This is a genomic window from Prochlorococcus marinus XMU1411, from assembly GCF_017696075.1.
Lineage (GTDB): Bacteria > Cyanobacteriota > Cyanobacteriia > PCC-6307 > Cyanobiaceae > Prochlorococcus_A > Prochlorococcus_A marinus_V.
This window is the reverse complement of record NZ_JAAORI010000004.1, coordinates 46,675-68,819: the sequence shown is the minus strand read 5'-3', so window position 1 is coordinate 68,819 and position 22,145 is coordinate 46,675. Positions and strand designations below refer to the sequence as shown.

General features: G+C 30.3%; 26 protein-coding genes and 1 pseudogene. 8 read left to right on the top strand and 19 right to left on the bottom strand.

The features are described from left to right. Positions 1-8 precede the first annotated feature (8 nt). Positions 9-2,939 carry a DNA polymerase I gene (gene polA, locus HA145_RS06500; protein WP_209128393.1) on the bottom strand — a complete coding sequence of 977 codons (2,931 nt, stop codon included), beginning with the start codon at positions 2,937-2,939 and terminating at the stop codon, positions 9-11. Then, complete coding sequence (locus HA145_RS06495) at positions 2,936-3,997, bottom strand: efflux RND transporter periplasmic adaptor subunit (RefSeq protein ID WP_209128650.1); 1,062 nt, start codon at positions 3,995-3,997, stop codon at positions 2,936-2,938. Before HA145_RS06495 ends, polA begins: the two co-directional genes overlap by 4 nt. A 143-nt stretch (positions 3,998-4,140) precedes the next feature. Between HA145_RS06495 and ychF the strand changes: the two genes are divergently transcribed. Continuing rightward, positions 4,141-5,232, top strand: a complete 1,092-nt coding sequence (gene ychF, locus HA145_RS06490) for a redox-regulated ATPase YchF (RefSeq protein ID WP_209128392.1) — start codon at positions 4,141-4,143, stop codon at positions 5,230-5,232. A gap of 166 nt (positions 5,233-5,398) precedes the next feature. Here ychF and HA145_RS06485 read toward each other — a convergent pair whose 3' ends face one another. Further along, entirely contained in the window at positions 5,399-5,542 is a 144-nt protein-coding gene (locus tag HA145_RS06485; protein ID WP_011863263.1) for a hypothetical protein, read from the bottom strand. Positions 5,543-5,704: 162 nt separating this feature from the next. On the opposite strand from HA145_RS06485, the gene HA145_RS06480 reads away from it, so the two are divergent. Then, on the top strand, positions 5,705-5,989 hold the full coding sequence (locus tag HA145_RS06480) for a cytochrome B (RefSeq protein WP_209128391.1): 285 nt from the start codon (positions 5,705-5,707) through the stop codon (positions 5,987-5,989). A 785-nt stretch (positions 5,990-6,774) separates the two neighbouring features. Here HA145_RS06480 and HA145_RS06475 read toward each other — a convergent pair. The 4 genes and pseudogenes from HA145_RS06475 to HA145_RS06460 all read right to left on the bottom strand — a co-directional run bounded on the left by HA145_RS06475 (position 6,775) and on the right by HA145_RS06460 (position 7,586). Further along, complete coding sequence (locus HA145_RS06475; protein WP_011818732.1) at positions 6,775-6,954, bottom strand: hypothetical protein; 180 nt, start codon at positions 6,952-6,954, stop codon at positions 6,775-6,777. Between the two features lies 1 nt (position 6,955). After that, positions 6,956-7,096 (bottom strand): annotated as a pseudogene (locus tag HA145_RS06470) (chlorophyll a/b-binding protein); the annotation flags it as partial. A gap of 23 nt (positions 7,097-7,119) precedes the next feature. Continuing rightward, entirely contained in the window at positions 7,120-7,380 is a 261-nt protein-coding gene (locus HA145_RS06465) for a chlorophyll a/b-binding protein (RefSeq protein ID WP_209128390.1), read from the bottom strand. Next, complete coding sequence (locus HA145_RS06460) at positions 7,380-7,586, bottom strand: high light inducible protein (RefSeq protein WP_011376777.1); 207 nt, start codon at positions 7,584-7,586, stop codon at positions 7,380-7,382. The genes HA145_RS06465 and HA145_RS06460 overlap by 1 nt, the downstream gene beginning before the upstream one ends. Positions 7,587-7,912: 326 nt before the next feature. Between HA145_RS06460 and HA145_RS06455 the strand changes: the two genes are divergently transcribed. Next, complete coding sequence (locus HA145_RS06455; protein ID WP_011818731.1) at positions 7,913-8,020, top strand: high light inducible protein; 108 nt, start codon at positions 7,913-7,915, stop codon at positions 8,018-8,020. Between the two features lie 22 nt (positions 8,021-8,042). Here HA145_RS06455 and HA145_RS06450 read toward each other — a convergent pair whose 3' ends face one another. The 7 genes from HA145_RS06450 to HA145_RS06420 all read right to left on the bottom strand — a co-directional run bounded on the left by HA145_RS06450 (position 8,043) and on the right by HA145_RS06420 (position 12,337). After that, on the bottom strand, positions 8,043-8,825 hold the full coding sequence (locus tag HA145_RS06450; protein ID WP_209128389.1) for a type 1 glutamine amidotransferase: 783 nt from the start codon (positions 8,823-8,825) through the stop codon (positions 8,043-8,045). Beyond that, on the bottom strand, positions 8,822-9,151 hold the full coding sequence (locus HA145_RS06445; RefSeq protein ID WP_245151821.1) for a heat-labile enterotoxin alpha chain: 330 nt from the start codon (positions 9,149-9,151) through the stop codon (positions 8,822-8,824). The genes HA145_RS06450 and HA145_RS06445 overlap by 4 nt, the downstream gene beginning before the upstream one ends. Next, positions 9,132-9,422: an inward rectifier potassium channel gene (locus tag HA145_RS06440; protein ID WP_209128388.1), complete on the bottom strand. Its 291-nt coding sequence runs from the start codon at positions 9,420-9,422 to the stop codon at positions 9,132-9,134. Before HA145_RS06440 ends, HA145_RS06445 begins: the two co-directional genes overlap by 20 nt. Positions 9,423-9,535: 113 nt before the next feature. Continuing rightward, on the bottom strand, positions 9,536-9,673 hold the full coding sequence (locus tag HA145_RS06435; protein WP_209128387.1) for a hypothetical protein: 138 nt from the start codon (positions 9,671-9,673) through the stop codon (positions 9,536-9,538). Between the two features lie 300 nt (positions 9,674-9,973). Continuing rightward, complete coding sequence (locus HA145_RS06430; protein ID WP_245151820.1) at positions 9,974-10,303, bottom strand: hypothetical protein; 330 nt, start codon at positions 10,301-10,303, stop codon at positions 9,974-9,976. 377 nt (positions 10,304-10,680) lie between these two features. Then, positions 10,681-11,742 (bottom strand): GTP 3',8-cyclase MoaA, encoded by a 1,062-nt coding sequence (locus HA145_RS06425; RefSeq protein WP_209128386.1) that lies wholly within the window; start codon positions 11,740-11,742, stop codon positions 10,681-10,683. Beyond that, positions 11,732-12,337 carry a molybdenum cofactor guanylyltransferase gene (locus HA145_RS06420; RefSeq protein ID WP_209128385.1) on the bottom strand — a complete coding sequence of 202 codons (606 nt, stop codon included), beginning with the start codon at positions 12,335-12,337 and terminating at the stop codon, positions 11,732-11,734. Before HA145_RS06420 ends, HA145_RS06425 begins: the two co-directional genes overlap by 11 nt. Before the next feature lie 218 nt (positions 12,338-12,555). Here HA145_RS06420 and HA145_RS06415 point away from each other — a divergent pair, with 218 nt between their 5' ends. Together HA145_RS06415 and HA145_RS06410 are read left to right on the top strand one after the other, a co-directional pair. Then, positions 12,556-14,109: a NarK family nitrate/nitrite MFS transporter gene (locus HA145_RS06415; protein WP_079294905.1), complete on the top strand. Its 1,554-nt coding sequence runs from the start codon at positions 12,556-12,558 to the stop codon at positions 14,107-14,109. 35 nt (positions 14,110-14,144) lie between these two features. Continuing rightward, positions 14,145-16,256, top strand: a complete 2,112-nt coding sequence (locus HA145_RS06410) for a molybdopterin oxidoreductase family protein (protein WP_209128384.1) — start codon at positions 14,145-14,147, stop codon at positions 16,254-16,256. Between the two features lie 9 nt (positions 16,257-16,265). On the opposite strand, the gene HA145_RS06405 is transcribed toward HA145_RS06410, so the two are convergent. Further along, positions 16,266-16,727, bottom strand: coding sequence for a nitrate reductase associated protein (locus HA145_RS06405; RefSeq protein WP_209128383.1), 462 nt, complete (start codon positions 16,725-16,727; stop codon positions 16,266-16,268). Positions 16,728-16,834: 107 nt separating this feature from the next. Here HA145_RS06405 and moaC point away from each other — a divergent pair, with 107 nt between their 5' ends. Beyond that, the gene (gene moaC, locus HA145_RS06400) at positions 16,835-17,314 is read left to right on the top strand and encodes a cyclic pyranopterin monophosphate synthase MoaC (RefSeq protein WP_199534171.1); all 480 of its coding nucleotides are present in this window, start codon (positions 16,835-16,837) and stop codon (positions 17,312-17,314) included. A 12-nt stretch (positions 17,315-17,326) separates the two neighbouring features. Next, the gene (locus HA145_RS06395) at positions 17,327-18,589 is read left to right on the top strand and encodes a molybdopterin molybdotransferase MoeA (protein WP_209128382.1); all 1,263 of its coding nucleotides are present in this window, start codon (positions 17,327-17,329) and stop codon (positions 18,587-18,589) included. On the opposite strand, the gene HA145_RS06390 is transcribed toward HA145_RS06395, so the two are convergent. Together HA145_RS06390 and HA145_RS06385 are read right to left on the bottom strand one after the other, a co-directional pair. Next, a complete protein-coding gene (locus HA145_RS06390; RefSeq protein WP_209128381.1) occupies positions 18,584-19,036 on the bottom strand; it encodes a molybdenum cofactor biosynthesis protein MoaE in 453 nt (150 codons plus the stop codon). The genes HA145_RS06395 and HA145_RS06390 overlap by 6 nt on opposite strands. Beyond that, positions 19,029-19,280, bottom strand: a complete 252-nt coding sequence (locus HA145_RS06385; RefSeq protein WP_079296532.1) for a MoaD/ThiS family protein — start codon at positions 19,278-19,280, stop codon at positions 19,029-19,031. Before HA145_RS06385 ends, HA145_RS06390 begins: the two co-directional genes overlap by 8 nt. Positions 19,281-19,315: 35 nt before the next feature. Between HA145_RS06385 and moaB the strand changes: the two genes are divergently transcribed. Beyond that, entirely contained in the window at positions 19,316-19,810 is a 495-nt protein-coding gene (moaB, locus tag HA145_RS06380) for a molybdenum cofactor biosynthesis protein B (protein ID WP_209128380.1), read from the top strand. Between the two features lie 9 nt (positions 19,811-19,819). On the opposite strand, the gene HA145_RS06375 is transcribed toward moaB, so the two are convergent. Both HA145_RS06375 and HA145_RS06370 read right to left on the bottom strand, forming a co-directional pair. Continuing rightward, entirely contained in the window at positions 19,820-20,548 is a 729-nt protein-coding gene (locus HA145_RS06375) for a hypothetical protein (RefSeq protein WP_079296528.1), read from the bottom strand. 10 nt (positions 20,549-20,558) lie between these two features. Further along, positions 20,559-22,082: a ferredoxin--nitrite reductase gene (locus HA145_RS06370; RefSeq protein ID WP_209128379.1), complete on the bottom strand. Its 1,524-nt coding sequence runs from the start codon at positions 22,080-22,082 to the stop codon at positions 20,559-20,561. Between the last annotated feature and the right edge of the window lie 63 nt (positions 22,083-22,145).

The window sequence follows — 22,145 nt, the reverse complement described above, 5'->3', positions numbered from 1 at the left end:
CATAAGGTTTATTTTGTCTCCATCCAATTGTCTCCAATCCCAATATCAACTAAAAGAGGCACATTTAATTTTACACAATCTTCCATAGTCTTCTTTACTAATTTCGTCGTAATTTCCAAAGAATCTGGTTCAACTTCAAACAATAATTCATCATGTACTTGTAAAAGCATTTTTGCTGGAACATTCATTTCTATGAATTTTTTATTTAGTTGAACCATTGCAATTTTAATAATGTCTGCACTTGAACCCTGAATTGGTGCATTAGCTGCGGCTCTTAATGACTGTGCTTCCATGCCAGCCCTTCTTGCAGATTGCAGGTCAATTTCGTAAGGATCTTTCCCTATTAATCTTCCAAGTCCATTTTTATCAAACTTAAATTCTCTTTTTCGACCAAAAATTGTTTTTACATATCCTTTTGATAAGGCTAGCCTTTCTTGGAGTTCGAGAAATTTGAAAATTTTTGAATATCTTTCTTTGTATTTTATTAGGAATTCTTTTGCCTCTGGAGTACTTACTCCTGTTGAACGAGCAAACTTTTTTATACCCATACCATAGATAACTCCGAAATTTATTGTTTTCCCAACTCTCCTTTCTTCGGATGATATTTCTTCTTTCTCGAAAATTAATCTTGCAGTTAAAGAATGAATGTCATCATTTTTATGAAACGCATTAATTAGTATTTCTTCATCCGCTAGGTGAGCAAGTATTCTTAATTCGATCTGAGAATAATCAGCTGATAAAAGTTTCCAATTTTTTTCAGGCAAGAATGCTTTTCTGATTCTCCTACTAAATTCAGTCCTAACTGGGATATTTTGAAGATTAGGATTGCTACTACTTAGTCTCCCAGTCGCTGTAGCAGCTTGATTAAAGTTTGTATGAACTCTTCCTGTCTTTTCGTTTATAAGATTTGGAAGAGCATCAATATAGGTGCTAAGTAATTTGCTAAGAGTTCTGTGTTTTATTAAATGTTGGATTATTTCATGTTCGTCGACTAATCTTTCAAGAACTACTGCATCTGTACTCCATCCTGTTTTTGTTTTCCGTGATTTTTTCTTATCCAAATTTAATTTTTCAAACAAGATCTCACCAAGTTGTTTTGGTGAAGATAGATTAAAAGTCTCCTCTGCTAATTCATAAACTTTACTTTCAATATCTTCTAAGGTACTTTTTAGTTCTTTTGAGAGTTTATCTAAATAAGGGATGTCAATGGTTATTCCATTCATTTCCATTTGAGACAATACTGGCTCTAAGGGCAGCTCGATTTCTTCGAACAATTTGATTAATTCATCTTTTTCCTTTGAAAAACTTTCTTTAAAAATTTTGACAATCTTAAAAGTTAGAAATACATCATAACCGCAGTAAATACTAGCTTCATCAATATCAACAAATGAAAAGTCTTTATTTTTTCCAACTGTTTCCTTAAATGAGGGAGGTTTAAATCCAAATAATCTAAAACTAATTTCACTTAACCCATGCTTCTCCTGATTATTTAGAAGATAGTCTGCTAATAAGGTGTCAAAGGTTACGCCTTTAAGATCAAGTCCATGATTAAAAAATATTTGCCTGTCAAATTTAGAATTTTGGAGTGCCTTTTCTTTTTTTGGATCTTCTATCCAAGTTCTTAGTTTTGAGAAAACATCTTCAATCGATAATTGATTTTGGGGCTCTTTTTTTGTTTGATGACCAAGAGGTATATAAAATAAATCATCAGTTTCTTCTCCAAGACATAGCCCTATCCCAACAAGTTCCGCATCGATTGGATTTAAACTATTAGTCTCTGTATCTAAAGAAACTATCTCATTGGTCTTTTCTAATCTTTGAATTAATTTATCAAGTAATTCAAAATCATTTACAACAGTTACTTTGATTTTAGGAATTTTATCTTCATAATTTTGTAATTCACTTTTACTAGAGACCTTTGGATCTTTCTCCTCCTCTTTAGCCACATTATTTTTGTCAAAACCACCTTTACTAAAAGTTGAATTGAAAATATCAATTTGCCGGAGTAGTGTTGATAATTCAAGTTTTTGCAGTGACTCTGAGAGGAGTTCTTGATTTATATTTTTTAATTCATAACCATCACTTAATATCAAAGGCACTTCAGTATTTATTTTTGCTAAATCCCTGGAAAGAAAAGCATTATGCTTATCGTTTCTGAGCTTTTCTATAACCGAACCTTTGATGAATCCTTTATATTTTTTATCATTATTCTGCTGAATCTTGTCCAAAGCCTGATAAATTCCATCAAGTGTATCGTTTTCTTTTAGTAGATTAATTGCAGTTTTTGGACCTACCCCTTTAATACCAGGAATATTATCAGAACTATCACCAGTTAGAGCTTTAAGATCAACAACTCTTTCTGGCGCAACTCCTAATTTTTCTTTTACTCCATTTTCATTCATAAGAGTTGGATTACCACTTTTCGCATATGGGCCACCACCCATATAAAGTACATAAATATCTTTTTGATCATCTACTAATTGAAATAAGTCCCTATCTCCAGAAAGAATATTCACGCACCATCCTTTAGAAGAAGCATCATTTGCAATTGTGCCTAGGAGATCATCTGCTTCGTATCCTGGAGATTTAAAAATTGGTAAATTAAGGCTTTCTTCTAATATGATTTCTAGTTGTTCAATATCCTGAAAAAAAACATCTGGTGCTACATCTCTATTGGCCTTATAATTTGGATCTAATTCATGTCTGAAAGTTGGTTTTTCGGTATCAAACGTAATACAAACACCCTCAGGACTAATATTTTTGCAATTATCCAGAAGACTTTTTAGAAATCCATAAGTAACACTTGTTGGGAATCCTTCTTTAGTTGTTAACCCTCCATCAATCCCTTTGCTAAATGCATAGAAGCTTCTAAAAGCAAGTGAATGTCCATCGACTAAAAGTAAAATTGGTTTTTTAGAGTTTTCAGATTTTAAACTCATTTTCTCTTCTTAGCCCAAGGTGGAATATCAATAAAGATTTGCTCTCCAGGTTCTAATCCATCAATTACTGAAGTTTTATTTCCACTACTAATACCAATTTCGATTTTTTCAAATTTGGGAGAATTGTTTTTATCAACTTTCAAAATTCCTTTTTCACCTTTTTCTGTGACAATAGAAACTGTTGGAACTAGGATTTTTTCTTCATTACCTTCGACTCTAAATTCAAGATCTGCAGTCATTCCAATTTTGATTTCTTCAGAAATATCTTTAAAATTTAAAGTTACTTCGAATGAGGTTACATTATTATCTTTTACAGCTCTTGTGGCTATTTTTTTAACTATGGCACTATATTTTTTTGAGGGATAAGCCTCAATTCTTACTGAGGCTTCTTGACCTATTTTTATTCTGCCAATGTCACTCTCGGGAACTTTGGCAACGATTTCTAGGCCCTCTGATAATTCAAAAATGAAGTTTTTGGTTTTAGGGTCTGAACTTAAGTTTGTACTTGGTGTGACATAAGATCCTATCTCCGCATATTTTGCAGTTATCTTTCCTCCATAAGGAGCTTTTATTAGATAGAAACTTTTTTCAGCTTTTGCATCATTAAGTTTGGCGCTACTAATGTTGTAGTTATTTTTATAATTTTCATAATCTTCTTTACTCACCGCACCTTCTTGATATAAATATTCCCTTCTTAAAAACTCAGATTTTTGTTTTTCTACATTTAATTTAAGTTCTTCAATTTTATATATAAAGTCTTCATCATCGAGAGAAGCTAAAACCTGATCTTTTTTTACAAGATCGCCCTCATCTACTTTGATTTCTTTAATTACACCTTGCTTCCGAGGCCCAATATTGCTTGTCCTTATTGCTTTTACTTCACCACTTGTATTAATTGAATCTGAGAGGATTCCTTTTTCAACTTGAACTACAAAATCAGAAATGTCTTTTGATTTATTTTTCTTGAAGGAATTGGTTATGAAAACGAAAAATATAGTTAAAGAAAGTAATATAATTCCACTTCTTAGATTTATATTTTTTTTTATTAAATCAAGCATTTCTTTTGAAAAAAGTAATTGAGAATATTTTGGAACTAAATAAATAATCAAGTCGATTATAATTAACTTATCCAAGATTGGTTAAGTAAATACTATATTACTAGAAGATGTTTTCTGAATAATTTTTCCATAAATTTTTTCAAATGTTAAAAGCCGGTATTATTGGATTACCAAATGTTGGGAAATCAACTTTATTTAATGCACTTGTAGAAAATGCTAAAGCTCAAGCGGCTAATTTTCCCTTTTGTACTATAGAACCTAATAAAGGTATAGTTTCTGTCCCAGATCAAAGGTTACAAGAGTTAGGTGATTTAAGTTCTAGCCAAAATATTATCCCAACAAAAATTGAATTTGTAGATATTGCAGGACTAGTAAAAGGAGCCAGTAAAGGTGAGGGTTTGGGAAATAAATTTTTATCAAATATTAGGGAGGTTGATGCAATAGTTCATGTTGTGAGATGCTTTGAAGATAGTGATGTAATTCATGTTTCAGGTAAGGTAGATCCCTTGGATGACATTGAGATTATTAATCTGGAATTGAATTTAGCTGATTTATCCCAACTCCAAAAAAGAAGAGAAAGAATTAAAAAACAGGTTAGAACTAGCAAAGAGGCAGCAAAAGAAGATAATTTACTAGAAAAGATTGAAGAAGAGCTACAAAAAGGACTTTCAGTTAGATCAATATCTTTGAGTGAAGAAGAAAATTTAATAATTAAGCAACTAGGCTTCCTTACTGCTAAACCAATTATTTACGCAACAAATTTGAATGAAAATGATTTAGCTGAAGGTAATGATTTCTCATCAAAAGTTCAGAGTTTTGCAAGCAATGAAAATACAGAATGTATAAAAATATCAGCGCAAGTAGAATCTGAATTAATAGAGTTAGAACCAGAAGATAAAAAAGACTACCTTATTGGTTTAGGAGTAGAAGAAGGGGGATTAAGTTCTTTAATTAGATCAACATATAAATTATTGGGATTAAAAACTTATTTCACTACCGGAGAAAAGGAGACAAAAGCATGGACCATAAAAGATGGGATGACTGCGCCACAGGCAGCAGGAGTTATTCATACTGATTTTGAAAAAGGATTCATAAGAGCTCAGACTATTTCGTATCAAAATTTAATTGATTCAGGTTCAATTGCCAATGCAAAAAACAAAGGTCTTTTAAGAAGTGAAGGTAAGGAATATATTGTTAATGAAGGTGATGTAATGGAGTTCTTATTTAATGTTTAGTAAATCTCTTAAGGCTTACTATTTTGCTTTTTGAATTTAAATTCAAAAAATGAAATTAACAAAATCAAGATACATCCTAAGCAACTTCCTATTAACCCAAAAACAATGGTTGTAAAGCCATCATCGTAGCCATATTGTAATTGTGGTAAGTGAGGGGGTATTGGCATTATTTTTCAACAGAATTTTCAATATCTTCCAGTAAATGTTTAGTTGATCTACTAAAACCATTTGTTTTTAAATAGTTTTGAGCCTCTCTAAATTTTTCAGCTACTCTTTTTGCATAAGGAGTATTCATGGAATTTTGAGTCATGTTGAAAGTGCGACTCATTTTATAATCTGATTTAGGTAAACCCTTGATAAGTATTCAAAAATACAAGAATATAAAAATAGGATTTTTTACTTACTAAGAAATTTATTGTAAAAAGTTCTTGATTCTCCAAAATAAAGTTTTTTCAAATTAGAAAAATTGACAATGAAAAATATATTATTAATTCTTTTTTTTGTACTTTTATTTTTATTATTTTTTTATTCAAAACGAATTAAAAGGCTATCCAAAAAGACAAAATCTAGTCCAACTTATATTCCTTTCTTAAAAGAACAAGAATTTAATCCTGACATAAGTACTGAGAATTGGGATTTACACAAACTTAGATTAGATAAATTTAAAAGATCACAATATAAGGGATTAACTTTCTTCGTAAGTTCAGAAAATAAAATTTACTATATTTCGGAAGAAGGGGATAAGGTTTATTGCTAACTGGTGAAATTAATTTTATAAATAAGAAAAGTCGATAGAAATTAATAATATTAATGAAGTATTTATTTTTATTATCAGAAAAGTTCTATAGGTTTATCAAATGGGAGTGGAATACTTTAAAAAATCTAAGAAGAACAAAAAGAAAGAATTTTTTTCTAAGAGGCTCATTTGCGTTATTTAGTTTATTCTCTATTCTTTTTTTAATACTTTCTCCTCCTATCGCTTTTGGATTGTTATTTGGAGAGGGATTAAAATTTAGTACTTTTTTTATTTGGATATGGATTTTAAATTTAAAGTTTTTTTGAAGATTATTAATTTATAGACGGAGATTATTTAAAATTAAGAATACGAATAAATCTACCTTATGCCAAAAATATTCAAACAAAATAAGTTCGCTTTGTTGGGAGCAAATATATTAATAATTTTACTTTGGGTAACTATATCTTCCTTTTTGATGAATTTTTTTCAAAGTGAAAATGCCCCATTTTATATATATAAAATTTCTTTTTTAATCAGATTCCTTCCTCCTATCTGGGTTACATGGTTCCTATGGATAAAAAGAGGTGGTTTAAAAAGATAAATAACAAAAGTATTTTTGCGTATTTACTATAAAAAAAAATCAGTTAAAATCTGTGAGCTTACTTGAAATTTTCATGTAAGAATTAGGTAATTGAGAGATTGTTTTTAGCTAAGAAACAATCTCTTTTTTTTTATATTTTTTCTCATAAAAAAAGTGCCTGTCAGTATCCCTATTGACAAACACTCATGACGATCAATTTTTAAAATTAGACAGGTAATCTATTATCGATTTCCACTACTCCAGAATCCATAAGACGGCCGATTTTAATAACTAAAGCCATATCTAATCTTGAAAATTCAGATTGATGGTTTGTTATCCAATCAAGTTCAGAAAGAGTTATAACTCCCAAAGTATTTACTTTAAGAAAAAGTAATCCTAAATTCATTTTAAAAAATTCCTGGTATTATCCATCCGAATAAGCCATAATTTACAACTAATGCAAATAAGCCCATCATTGCCATTCTTCCATTAGTTCTCTCGGCGTTTTGCCAATAAGTTGATTTTGAATTTTCCATTTTTACTGAGTTGTAGGTTTATAAAATAGTTAGTTTTAAACGAAACCAGGAATTATTTGACCTGTTGTTAGATATGCTCCAACAGCAGCAATTAGTCCAAGCATTGCGAATCTGCCGTTAAGAGTTTCAGCAACAACTTTTTCTTTTTCGATTGTCTTGACTTTTGTGTTTGTGTTTTTCATTTGATTAAAAGATGAATAGTTTAAATTTTCTTTTTGAAATTGCTTGGTTAGATAAGCAACGAGGATGGCTGTAAAGAATACAATTACGGCTAAGAAACCTGAAAGTGGACTCATTAAAAAATGCCTGGAATAATTTGTCCGGTTGAAACGTAAGCACCTACTAACGCAACAAGGCCGATCATTGCCCAACGACCATTAACTTTTTCCGCATTTTGTGGGTAGCTGTCGTAAGAAACAGACTCATCTATGTAAGGACGTGTCTCAGTAGGAAACATATTCTGTCTGCCGCCTGATTCAGTAGTAACGTTTGAATTAGCCATTGAAGTTATGTAATTGTTAAATAATGTAACATTACTATTAACAAATGTAAAGTAATAAGCAGAAATTAAGTTATTTTCAAGATATTTGCTACATAAATGTAACATATTCGTGAAATGCATATTTAAATAGTTATTTTTTTAAGCTTTCTATGATTAACAGATTGGCTCGAAAAATATTAAGAGTTAAATTGGTTGTTTAAGTATTTACTTTTAAATCTTTAGAAAGATATCAATTTGGTAGATAATACTACATCATTGTGAAATTTGAATAATTAGTTTTTAGATATAATTTATTTCACTTTATTATGGAATTCGCAAAAAAAATCATGACCGAAAAAGCTGAAAAGCTTAATGGTAAAGCAGCGATGCTTGGAATGTTTGCTCTTGTGGGAGCTTATTATTTTACTGGTCAAATTCTTCCAGGTATTTTCTAGTAAAAATCCTTTTTAAATCTTTTCAGGGCTTTATCAAGCCCTTTTTTGCTGGATTATTATTCCCTTTTTGATTATCTAATAATTCAAATAATTTATTTATTAAAAGCTTTCTTTTGAAAAAAGTTTTATCAATATATTTTTTATTCTCTTCTTTTAAAATTTCCTGACCATTTGAGCCCAATCCTTTAAAGACAAATTCTTTATCTTCTTTAATCCACTTATTTATCATTCCTCCCGTTGTCTCTATATGGAATTGTAATCCGTAAGCAAAATTACCAATCCTAAAAAACTGTTCCTTACAGCGTGCACTACTAGCAATGAGTACTGCTTTATTAGGTAATAAAATCCTATCTCCATGCCAATGCAGTACATGAAAAGGTTCTTCAAACAGTGCTTTAAAGTCTTTATTCGATTTGTCTATAAAAATCTGAGACCATCCAATTTCTGGCAATGCTTTTGGAGGTGATCCATATTTAAGAATTTCTACATCTCCTCCAGCAGCACTCGCAAGCAACTGAGCCCCTAAGCAAATACCGATTATAGGTCTTTCATTTTCTAATTCTTTTTTTATAAAATCTCTTTCTAACTTGAGCCAGGGATATCTTTCGCTACCAATATCTTTAACTCCCATTGGTCCACCCATAATTAAAATCAAGTCACCTTTTTTTGTTTGCGGCAGAGCATTTTTATTATCTAAACGAATAATTTCGATTTTTAAATTTCTTTCTTTAGCAAATTGTTCAAAAAGACCTGGCCCCTCTATTTCTAAATGCTGCAAAACTAATAGGCGTCTTATTGCCTTCATTCACTTTCCATTATTTCAGCTGATTCAGAACAGACATTAACACTAAACCACTTCATTGCCGACCAAGTATCTTCTTGGTAAGTACCTGCTGCAATACTTACAAAACAATCATTTTCATACCAACTTCGATAACTGGGAGTTACTCCCGTTCCTTTTAAACTATTTTCTAAGCCTTTTCCATATTTTTTAATAACAAGATTTAAAGCTTCATTCTCAATTTCTCTTTGCTTTTCATCAGCAAAACCTCCTAGTGGAATAAAAAAAAGAATTGATGCAATAAGTAAACGTATCATTGAGTCTTTTGGTTTATATGTAGTTAATTTCATATCGATTAATTAATCTTTTAAAATCATCTACTCTATTTTGTCCATTCTTTAATGGTCTTGAGGAGTCAAGAACGGCTGCACAACATAATTGCCAACAAGAATTTTCATCTAGTCCTAATTTCTTACATATATTTTTTGGAGCTTTGATAACTGTATTTATTTCTGCAATATGTTGAGTAGTTTCCCATAATTCTCCTTCTAGAAAGTCAATTTCAATACTTGATAATAATTCTGTAGCGACGTAATCCTTAATTAGCTCAGTTAATTCCACGATATTTTATTGAAGCAGAGAAGTTAAATCATCTCTTAGTATTTGTATAGCAAGATAAAAAAAAAGGAGCTAGTTTCTACCTCATTTTGAAACTCCTATCGATAATTAAGAAACTACATCATTTCGTATTGATCAAGTTTGGTTTTTAATTTTGTTGCTTGTTTAATTAATGACAAAGATTCTTTTCTGCCAGTTGAATTATTAGCCTGGACTATAAGATCAGCGTATTTCTTTGCGATTTTTTTTTCCATGATTTAAAGTATTTAAGTACCGTTTTTGAATCTTTCAACTAGCGAGTAACAACTAGAAGTAGATAAGGAATCAACGGTTAAAACCTCAGAGTCAACAAATTGGAACGGGTTAACTCGTATTTTTAATTTATAATCAATTAATAAAAAAGCTGTTTGTATCTACGATTACATTGTTTTCAAACCCTGATTTAATTTATAGTTATCCATAAATTGGATTAAAAATTTCAATTTTCTTTTTAATGCAATTAATAAAAAAAAGGGGGTTAAACCCCCCTTCGGTTTATTAAAAGACCTAATTTACTAATTACCTAAACCTAGAGGAGCCCAAAGAGTTGCTTCAGAACCTATAACAGGGACAATCCCTGTAGTTTTTGAATTAGAAACTTTATTTTTAACAATAGGAGTATCTTGTTCTCCTAAAGCTGCCCATAAAGTTGATTGATGAGCGATAACTGGTTGAACTTTTAATGGTTGAGATTGAAAAGAGGGCTTTTGGGTTCTTACAAGTTGGACTCCAAGAGAACCAACAATAAATGCTCCAAGAAAGCCTGCAAATACAGCAGTAATATTGTTACTACTTACTGAGGTAGATACGTTATTAGACATAATAGTTATGTGACTAAATTTCATTTTTGACTGAAGTCCCCGTTCCTTGGCTTCAATCTTAATGCGGCTCGTAAAACGAGATGAACGTTTATGTAGTCTACGCTACATTTTAACTATAAGTACAATTTAATTTACAAGATGTTAATGGCAATACAAAAACTTATTAAAAAATAAGAAATTAAATTTTAAAGTGAAGAAAATATATTTGAATTTTTTTGAGTAAAAAATAATTGATTATTTTGATAATTGTTTGCAGAATAACTTTCGGAAACAACAGTTCCGTGAGTTACCCCAAAAATAAAACCAAGTAAGATCGCTAAACGCATCCAAGTATATAAATTTGAAATTAATTTCCCTCGAATTAAGAATATATGATGTTGTTATTTATACTAAATAATTTTTTATCCCCCAAGATATGACATTGATGGATGAATTTTTTGATTTTTGTCAGTTATTTTCTCTAATACTTTAAATCGATCTTCACTATAATTATCTTCTCTAGCTTCCCAAATGCTCTTGATTTTATTTTCCAATTCATGGAGATTAATTGGTAGAGACAACCATGGGTTTAGATTTATACCTTCATTAGAAAAAAGACATGTATAAGCATAACCATCGCTAGTTATCCTCAATCTATTACAATCTGAACAAAAAGGATTACTTATTGAAGAGATTGTACTTACAAAACTATTTGAATCACTCATGTACCATCTATTAGCAGTTTGACCCTCCTTTCTTCCGTATTCTTTTAATCGATGTTTCTTCTTTAATAGCCTAATAATTCTTTCGGAGAAAAAAACATCTGACGGTTGCCAATTATTAGATATCCCTACGTCCATATATTCAATGAAACGAATTTCTATAGACCTTTTTTTTGCAAAATCAACTAATTCAAAAATTTGATTATCATTAATCTCTTTTTTTATAACTGCATTTATTTTTAATTTTCCCGCCTTTGGATTAAATCCAGCATTAATTGCATGATCTATTCCTTCAAGGACAGTAAATAATTTTTCTTTGCCAATAATTTTATTTTCCTCTCCAATCATGTTTGAAAAAATATCAGGATCAATCGCATCTAAACTGACTGTTATGCGGTCTAAACCATTTTTAAAAAGCTCATTAGCTTTTTTCTTAGAGAGCAAATATCCATTTGTGGTTAGAGAAATATCCTGTAAATTAGCTACTGGATTTGATTCTTCTAATCTTTGCGATTTAATTTCATAAAGAAGTTCATCTAATTGAGGACTCAATAAAGGTTCTCCTCCAGTGATTCTTAAAGAATTTACCCCTAATCGACAACTGACTAAAATTAACTTTTTAAATTGTTCAATATTTAAAACATCCAAACTATAGTTCTCAGGCTTACAGTAGATACACGAAAAATTGCAATTTTGTTTAAGAGATAACCTTAAAACTTTTAACTTTCTTTTTCTATTATCCTCCAATTGCTTAAATCCCATTATTCATATTTAAGAATTCTCTCTTGGAATTTATATTAATCAAATCTCCATTGTTTGCATAGAAATATTTATGGGGAATTTGATCAACCCATCCGAGAAAATTTTTCTTCCCAGAGGATAACTTTTTTTTTAATTTAAAATGATTTTCTTCATTGATGGGATAAATTCCGAATAATGGTTGTGCAAGAATTCCATCATGGGATATTACCGCAAAATTTTGGTTTTCTTCCCATGATTTAAAAAGTGAATAAATTAATTTTGTATTCAAATTAGGCATATCGACTGGGATAATTAAGATATTTTTAGTAGTTTTTTTAAAAGATGAAAAAATTTGTTCTATACAAGTTAAGGGTCCATCAAAGGGTTGGGCATCTGAAATAAACTCAACATTATTCCTTTTATCAACCTCCTTTGAATGAGAAGTATAATTTGATATTACAAAAGTCTCTAAATTCAGGTTATTTAATATTTTTATTTTGTGAGTCAGCCAATTGCCTCCTTCATGATGTTTAATTAGTGCTTTATCAGATCCCATCCTTGAACTCTTGCCACCAGACAAAATGAATGCTTTAAATTTTTTATGTTTTATTTCCATAACTTAGGTAATATTTTCCCACGAGTATTTTATGTATCGGATAATACCAATAATCAGATTACTAATTTCTCCCAATTTTGATTTTATTAGTGCTGACTATTCATTCTAGTCTTTTAAAAAAGTTGTATTTCTTAAAAACCAGATTTCGTATTAAATAATACAAATCAATGCATTGATCGAAATATAAATTGCTTAAAAATTAATCTCGAAAAAATTTTATGTTAAGTGATGTTTGGTCTTTAAATGGCAGATATAGAACTCTTCACCTCACCTGGTTTGCCTTTTTCCTTACTTTTGTTGTTTGGTTTAACCTCGCACCTCTTGCAACTACTGTTAAAGCCGATTTAGGTTTATCTGTTGCTCAAATTAGAACGGTAGCAATATGTAATGTTGCTTTGACTATCCCTGCAAGAGTTTTGATTGGAATGTTATTGGATAAATTTGGCCCAAGAAAAACTTACTCAACAATCTTGATATTTTCTGTCGTCCCATGTTTATTATTTGCTAGTGCTCAAGACTTCAATCAACTTGTTATTGCGAGATTGCTTTTGTCAATAGTAGGAGCAGGTTTTGTTATCGGAATAAGAATGGTATCTGAGTGGTTCCCTCCCAAAGAAATTGGTTTGGCTGAGGGAATATATGGAGGATGGGGAAATTTTGGATCTGCTTTTTCTGCCCTTTCTCTTGTTGCCGTAGCTGGATTTTTGTCTTTTTCAGGAGGGTTTGAGTTGCCAACTGGAGCTGTACTTAATTGGAGGGGAGCTATTGCTCTTACAGGAATTATTTCTTTCGTTTATGGAATTATTTATTTCTTTAGTGTGACTGATACACCTCCAGGAAAACCTTATCAAAGGCCTGCAAAAACAGCTGGTTTAGAAGTAACGAGTATAAGAGATTTTTGGGGTTTAATTGGGATGAATGTCCCATTCGCAGCAATTCTTTCAGTCCTATGTTGGAGACTTCAAAAAGTAGGTTTCCTTACTTCATCTACTTATCCAATAGCCTTAATCGCAGTTTTAGCGTGGTTTATTTTCCAAACTTGGGGAATTATAAGAACGAATATTGAATTATTAAATGGAACTAAAATTTACCCTAAAGAAGATAGATATGAATTCAAACAAGTAGCTATTTTGGAATTAACTTACATTGTAAATTTTGGATCAGAATTGGCAGTAGTTTCAATGCTTCCTAGTTTCTTTGAATTTACATTTGATTTACCTAAAGCTGTAGCCGGAATTCTTGCATCATGTTATGCATTTGTGAATTTAATAGCTAGACCTGCCGGAGGATTGATATCTGACAGAACAGGCAATAGAAAAAACACAATGGGATTCCTAACTATGGGATTAGGGTTTGGATATCTATTGATGTCTTTAATAAAACCTGGAACTTTCACAGGATCAGCAGGAATTCTTATGGCTGTATTTTTAACTATGCTTTGTTCATTTTTTGTTCAATCAGGAGAAGGTTCAACTTTTGCTTTAGTTCCCTTAGTTAAAAAAAGAGTAACAGGACAAATAGCTGGGTTGGTTGGGGCTTATGGAAATGTTGGTGCAGTAACTTATCTAAATATTTATAGCCTTTTACCTTTATGGATGGGTGGAGGTAAAGATCCTTCTCCAGAAATAATTGCTGCTTCAAATAGTGCCTTCTTCCAAGTCTTAGGTATAGCAGGATTAATAGTTGGATTCTTCTGTTATTTCTTTTTAAAGGAACCTCAAGGATCATTCGCGGATGCTTATGAAGGCGAAAAAGCTGAAAATTACGTTTAACCAACAACTATTGAGATATTTATAAAAGAAATTTTATGAATTTTACTAAAAGTCAATGCCCATATTGCGGTGTTGGCTGTGGTTTAAAAATGAAGCCTAAAAGTTCGGTTTCTGATGATAAATGGTTAGTCAGTGGAGATAGGGATAGTCCTTCAACTCAAGGTAAATTGTGCGTAAAAGGAGCAACAGTATGTGAGACCTTAAAAGATGGGAGATTAAAAGAACCACTTTACAGGGAAAATTTAAATGAAGAATTTAAAGAAATTTCCTGGGACGAATCATACGAAATTCTGAAAGAGAATATTTTGAGTTCTATAAAAAATTATGGACCTGATTCAATAGCTATGTATGGCTCAGGTCAATTTCATACTGAAGATTATTACGTAGCCCAAAAGCTTCTCAAGGGAGCAATAGGCACAAATAATTTTGATGCTAATTCAAGACTATGTATGAGCTCAGCAGTAGCTGGATATAACAGAAGTTTTGGCTCTGATGGCCCACCTTGTTGTTATGAAGATATTGATCATTGCTCTTTAATTTTATTAATAGGGACAAATACTGCAGAATGTCATCCCGTTCTTTTTGATCGAATTAAAAAACGTAAAAGAAACGTAAATGATAATTTAAAAGTAATAGTAATTGACCCAAGAGAAACTGAAACTTCATCCATAGCAGATTTTTATTTACAAATTTCTTCTGGAACAGATCTATTTTTATTTATTGGGATTGCGAATTATCTTTATAAGAATCAATTAACTGATCAAAATTTCATTGATAAGTCGACCGAAAGCTTTTTTGATTTTGTAAAACATATACAAAAATGGGATTTAAAAAAAATAAGTGAAATTTGCAATATATCCGAGAAAACAATTATTGATATTGCAAAATTATGGGGAGAAAGTAAAAATGTTCTAAGTCTTTGGTCGATGGGTTTGAATCAAAGGCAAGAGGGTACAGCAGCAGTAAATGGGCTAATAAATCTTCATTTAATGACCGGCCAAATAGGCAAAGAAGGTTCTGGTCCTTTTTCCTTAACTGGCCAACCAAACGCTATGGGTGGGAGAGAAGCAGGAGGACTATCGCACCTCCTTCCAGGATATAGATTTGTAAAAAATAAAATAGATAGGAATGAAATTGAAAAAATATGGGGGTTCCCTGAGGGAAAGATATCTGCAAAACAGGGTCTATCTGCATTTGAACAAATAGAAGCTATAAAAAAAGGATCTGTGAAAATTTGGTGGATTGCAGCTACTAACCCTTTGGTTAGCATGCCTAATTTAAACTTTGTAAAAAAAGCACTTTTAAAATGTCCTTTGATTATCCTCAACGAATCTTATGAACAAAGTGAATCAATTAAATATGCTCATCTAGTATTGCCCGCAGCTCAATGGAGCGAAAAAGATGGTGTTATGACAAATTCAGAAAGAAGAGTAACACTTTGCCCATCTTTCAGAGAATCGAATAAAAATTCAAAACCAGATTGGCAAATATTTGCTGAATTAGGACAGAAGATAGGTTATTTCAAACAATTTGAATATGAATCTTCATCGGAAGTTTATGATGAATTTTTAAAAACTACCACAAAAAGATTATGCGATATGAGCGGATTATCATATCAATTATTAAAAAATCATGGTCCTCAACAATGGCCTTATCCTAAAGGCAGCTTACCTAGTACATCTTCAAAAAGATTATATGAAGATGGTTATTTCCCAACTGAGACTGGCAAAGCAAATTTTTGTATTGATGATCCTATTGGGTTGGCTGAACCTCCTTCAGATGAGTACCCACTAATTTTGACAATTGGAAGATATCTAAGTCAATGGCATACAATGACAAGAACTTCTAAAGTTCCAAAACTTACAAAAAAGAATCCAGAACCGTTATTGGAAATTAATTCTAAAGATGCTTTATCTTTAAAAATCAAAAATGATGAAATAGTAAAAATTAAATCCAAAAGAGGGGAAGTTCAAGCAAAAGTTCAGATTACTGACAAAATTAAAGCAGGTACAGTTTTTTTACCAATGCATTGGGGTTTTAGTCAAAAAAATATGTGTGAAGTAAACTCTTTGATGCATGAAAAGTCATGCCCGATATCAAAACAACCGGAATTAAAAGCATGCTCAGTAATAATTGTTCCAAACTAGTCAATAATCTTATTTCAGAATCTCATCAAATGCTTTATCCAAATTGTTGTGTTCATGGCTTGGTCTAACTAATTTGCAAAAAGCAAATCTATCTAATTCGTTTAAATTTCTCCATTTTTCAACTGAAATATTAATTCCCCTTGCTAGTGCCGATTTTAAAACTTGGTCAGGAACTTTATTTTTATTTTGCCAAGGTTGATTAATTGAAATTTCTATTTCTTTTGCTTCTCCATATTTTGAATTAGATGTAATTTCTTTTAAAAAAGTTTTTAAATCAATGAGATCTTTTTTTGAATCTGGCCAATCTACTATCTTATTTTTTTCAATTAAATTAAAATCTTGCCAATGAGTAAGTTTTAATTTTATTCCAATTAAATCAAGTTTCCTTCTAACACATAGAGGAATGCATCTTAAGTCTTTAATAAAATCATCCTCGAAATTAAAATAATGATTTGATTGACTATTAACCAAAATTAAATTGATATTTTATTAATAAATTAATGCTAAGTATAAAAAATTGATATTAGCTTTATTAAAAATTTTATTTTTTGTATTATTGAATAAATTGCTAAATGGAAATGGATAAATCTTTAACTCATATTAATGAAAGGGGAGAAATGAACATAGTTGATATTTCAGATAAAGTAGAAACTAGAAGAGAGGCTTTAGCAGAAGGATATATTAATTTAAACAAAGAAATATTAGAAAAAATAAAAAATGAAAAAATTAAAAAAGGTGATATTTTTGCAGCGGCTAGATTTTCTGCAATAAATGGTGCAAAAAAAACCTCAGAACTTATTCCTCTCTGTCATAATTTATCATTGAATAAAATCACAATTGATTTTGAAATTTGTGAATCAATGAAAGCAATTAAAATTATTGCTTTTTGCAAATCTCATTCTAAAACAGGTGTTGAGATGGAGGCTCTTACATCAGTTTCAATTGGTCTTCTCACTCTATATGACATGCTCAAAGCTTTAGATCCTTTTATGACTATTGATAATATTCGCCTTTTAGAAAAAAAAGGTGGTAAAAATGGAATATTAAAAAGAAGTTAAGTACTCACAATAATGGGAATTGATATCAATAATCAGGGTCTTTATTTAAACGATGCTATTAAAAAAATCTTAGAAGAGATGGATACTTTAATGGTGAATAATGAAATTTTACATAAGGAAGAGATAAATTTAGACGAAGCACTTGGAAAAGTTTCTATGGAGGAAATCTTATCTGAGGAAGATATGCCAGGTTATAGATCATCAGTTATGGATGGATATGCGTTAGGAGAATCAACTAAAGGGAATAAATGGAAAATTGTCGGAGAGTCTTTTCCCGGAAAGCCATTTAATGATCTTCTTAAAAAAGGTGAAGCTGTAACTATTAGCACAGGTTCATTTGTGCCAGATAATTGTTTTTCTGTGATTCCTCAAGAACAAGTTTCTTTAGAATTATTAAAAGGAAATGAGTATATTATTAAAAAAGAAACATCATCTAATAACTCTTGGATTAGAGAAAAAAATGATCAAGTATTTAAAGGTGAAATATTAATTAAGAAGGGGGTAAAGATTACACCTGGGATTTTAAGTAAATTAGCAAGTTGTGGGATAAAAACTATAAAAGTTAGTAAAACTTCTAAATTAGGTTTACTAATTACTGGAGATGAACTTATCAAATCAGGAACTGTAAGAAAGAAAGGAGAAATATGGGAAAGTAATAGTATTTTGATAAAATCAATTGCAAAAAATCTTGGATTTGAAATTAATGAAATTCATATAGAAAAAGATAATTATCAAAATATAAAAAATTCTCTTAGAAATATTTCTGAATTTAATGATGTGGTTATTTCAGTTGGCGGGATATCAGTGGGTAAAAAAGATTTTTTAAAAGATATTATTAACGAGATAGGAGAGATTAAATTTTGGAAACTATTTTTAAAGCCAGGAAAACCCTTTGCTTTTGGATTGATAAACAAAAAAATTCCTTATTTTGGATTACCTGGGAATCCCGTTTCAGCAGCTATTACTTTTATCCAACTTGTTTGGCCCGCACTTCAGAAACTTGAAGGAATTACTAATATTGAATTCCCTCTTAGGATTAAGGTTAAGCTGAATTCTGATTTGAAAAGAAGAAAAGGGAGACCTGAATTGCTTAGAGGAAAACTTATCGTTAATGAAGAAGGTGAATTAATTGCAGATATTTCTGAAGAACAATCCTCATCAAAGATTAGTTCAATATCTAATTCAGATTTATTAATAGAAATACCTTCTGAAATTGATTTTTGTCAAAAAGGAAATTTATTATGGGCACAACTTTTAAAAAATAATTTTTTATAATTCAAAGCCTAATTCAGTATTCTTTTTTACCCATGAGGATCCTTTGAAAGTCCATTCTTTTTTCCAAAAAGGAACTTTGTATTTTGTAAATTCAAGTATTTCTTGGAGATATTTATTTGCAATGCCTCTATGATTTGCACTTACTGCTATTAAAATAATAGGTTCATTAGGGTAAATGAAACCTATCCTGTGTAAGAGAAAAATACATAAATCATCCTGTTTTTCAGAAATTTTCATTAAATATCTTTTAATATAATTTTCGGTCATTCCTTTATAATGAACAATTTCTAGTTTCTTTAAATCATTTCCAAATTGATCAAAAGGCCTTACTCTTCCAATAAAAAGAGAGTTTGCTGAATTCTTATTGACCTTCTCCCAAAGTTCGAATTCTTTATAAGGATTAAAAGTTTCTTCTAGGATTTTAAATTGTATTCTTAAATTATCCACCGGTAAACATTGGCATAAATGCCACCTCATCATCTGGATTAATCTTCGCATCCATATCTGTAATTTCTTGATTAATAGAAACGATAATATTATCTTTAGGTAAATTAGAATTAATTAATTTCCATACAGAAAAAACCTTCATTTGAGAGCCTTCAATTGTAAGAAATTTTTCATTCCATCCTAGATCTTCAGCGATACTAGATAATAAAACCACCTTAATTTTGTTAGATTTTTCACTTTCCATCTATAGTGATCTAGTAACTAATGGTTTAATTTTAAGTGGTTTCTATAGCTTTGCTTACTGTTTCTGATACTCGTAACACAAAAAATGATGAGAGTGGAAATTATCTACTTCAAGAGGCTGAGAAATCAGGACACAATATCTTTAATAAGATAATTTGCAAAGATGATATTTATTTAATTAGAAAATATATAAGCGATTGGATCTCAGATCCAAATGTTGATGTGATTATTACAACAGGTGGTACAGGAATTACAGCTAGGGACGTTACTCCTGAAGCTGTTAGACCTTTATTAGATAAAGAGATTGATGGTTTTGGGGAAACTTTTAGATTTTTATCATTTAAAAAGATAGGAACAAGTACTTTACAAAGTAGGTGTATTGCGGGGTCTGCAAATGGTAAGTTTTTATTCGTTTTGCCTGGATCTAAGGATGCTGTGATGACAGGTTGGCAAGATATAATTTCTTATCAACTTAATGAAAATACAAAACCTTGTAATTTAATAAATCTCATTGATAAGCTAAAACAATAATTTTCTAGTTTATTTATTTATTAGAAATTGATTTGAGATTACTTTTTGATTTTTTATGCATTTAAGTAGAGAAGGATCTTTTATTTCATTTTCTAATTTTGATAATTGTTCAAAACTATTATCATTCCAAATACTCCCTAAAGAAAAAATTGCATATTTAGCGATTTCTAATTCTTTATTTAAAGAATATTTATAGAGCAATTTACAAACTATTTCGCTTTCTCTTCTTTTTAAGATAGAGATTATCTTGTAGTTGATTTTGAAATTATCGTAAATTTTTATTTGATCAATAAAATATAATAATTTTTCATCAGTTAATTGATGAGCTTTGAAATGGAGAATATTAAGGCCTGCAATCCAAAAATCTATTTCGCAAATATCGAATATTTCTCTTATTAATTGAAGTTCAATTTCTCCTCCCCAGGGCTCTAAAGCATTAATTATATGAATATTTAACTTATTATTTTGATAAAGATTTTTTAGTAAAAGATCTTTTGCATTTTTTTCATTTGTTAATTTAAGGGCCTCAATTAATTCAACTTTAAGGCCAAATTTTTTTATCATCTTTTCAAGTAAAAAATATCCTTTCCTTTCTTGCATACCTATCTTTTCCGCAATAACTTTACGAATCTCAAAAGATAATTCCAATGAATAGTAGGAAAATAGAATATCAAGATCTAATTTTTTTGAACCTAATCCATTTAAAACTTCTAATATTTCAGATTCACTTTTGCTCATTAATATGTTTTTAGGTTTTTAACTTTGCATTAAATTTGTTGATTAAAATTTCTTTGATTAAATTATAAATTTCATGTTTACTAACTTTTTTAAATTCGGTTTCACCTAAAGTTTGCAGGTGATCTTGTCTGCCTCCAATACTGACATTATATCCATCCTCAGTTCCACCTCCCTCTTTTTTTACCTTTGTGCCGGTCATGCCAATACCACCCATATGAGCTTGCCCACAATTATTTGGACATCCTGTCCAATGGATTTTAACCTCCTCTGATAATTCAAGTTCTCGATCTAATTTTTCAGAAATATTCCTTGCTATATCTTTGGTATTTGCAAGAGCAAAGCTACAATAACTACTCCCTGTACATGAAACGGTACTCGCTGAAAAATGGGATGGATTTAATTTGAATTTATTAATAATTTCTTCATTACCAAATTCTTCTAAAATGCTATCTTTCAGGCCAACAATAATTAGATTTTGATCTTCGGTTAGTCTTACTTCACTTTGGCCATATTTTTCACTTAATCTTGCAATTTCTTGTATATCTTCTACACATAATCTTCCTACAGGAATATGTAATCCAGCAAAGTAAAGATTGTTTTGTTTTTGTTTATTAATCCCAAATAAACTTCTTTGTTTTTCATTGAAAATTGAGCCTGGATCGTTCGACAAAGTTCCAAATTTTTCTTCTACAAGTTCTCTAAATTTTTCAATACCTATAGAGTTTAAATAATATCTAAATCTTCCTTTATTTCTTAGAAATCTATCTCCATTATCTCGCCAAAGGGAAGTAATAATTCCAGTTATTTTACATATATCTTTTTCTTCTACCCAGACATCTAGAGGTATAGCATAAGCATTTAAAGTTGCTGATAAAATTCCTCCAACCCAAACACCAAAGCCTAATATTCCATTTTTAAAAACAGGATGAAAGATAAGATCATTATGTAGAAGAAAATTATCTTTTGCTCCAGCAACTGCAGTATTCCACTTCCTCGGTAAATTGGAGAATTCGGGGTTACCATTACCAGAATTTGTTAAGTAATCTTCTAATTCAGAAGTATATTTTCTTGTATCAATAATTTCTTCAGGATCAATTCCCGCTAGTGGATTGCCAGTAACATTTCTTGGATTATCCATTCCAGACTGAACGGATGTGATATCAACCTCTCTAAGTCTTTTAATAATATCTGGTAGATCATTTATCAAAACCCCCCTTAATTGAATATTTTGCCTAGTTGTTATATCTGCAGAACCGTCTTCTCCGTATCTAGCAACTATTGAAGCGATTACTCTCAACTGATTAGAGTTTAAAATTCCATTGGGAACTCTAAGCCTCATCATAAATCTTCCAGGAGTTTTTGGTCTCCAAAAAAGGCCATACCACTTTAAGCGCATTTGCAAATCTACTTCATCCATCTCTTCCCAGCCTTTAAGAGCATAATCATCTAATTCTTCAAAAATTTTCAGACCATCTTTCTCCGCCTTTTGCTTTTCAATCTTATTTAATTTTTTATCATTTAAATAATATTGCATATTAATTTTTATTTATTTACTTTTATAAGATTTTAGACAATTTAATGTTTTCTCATATACAAA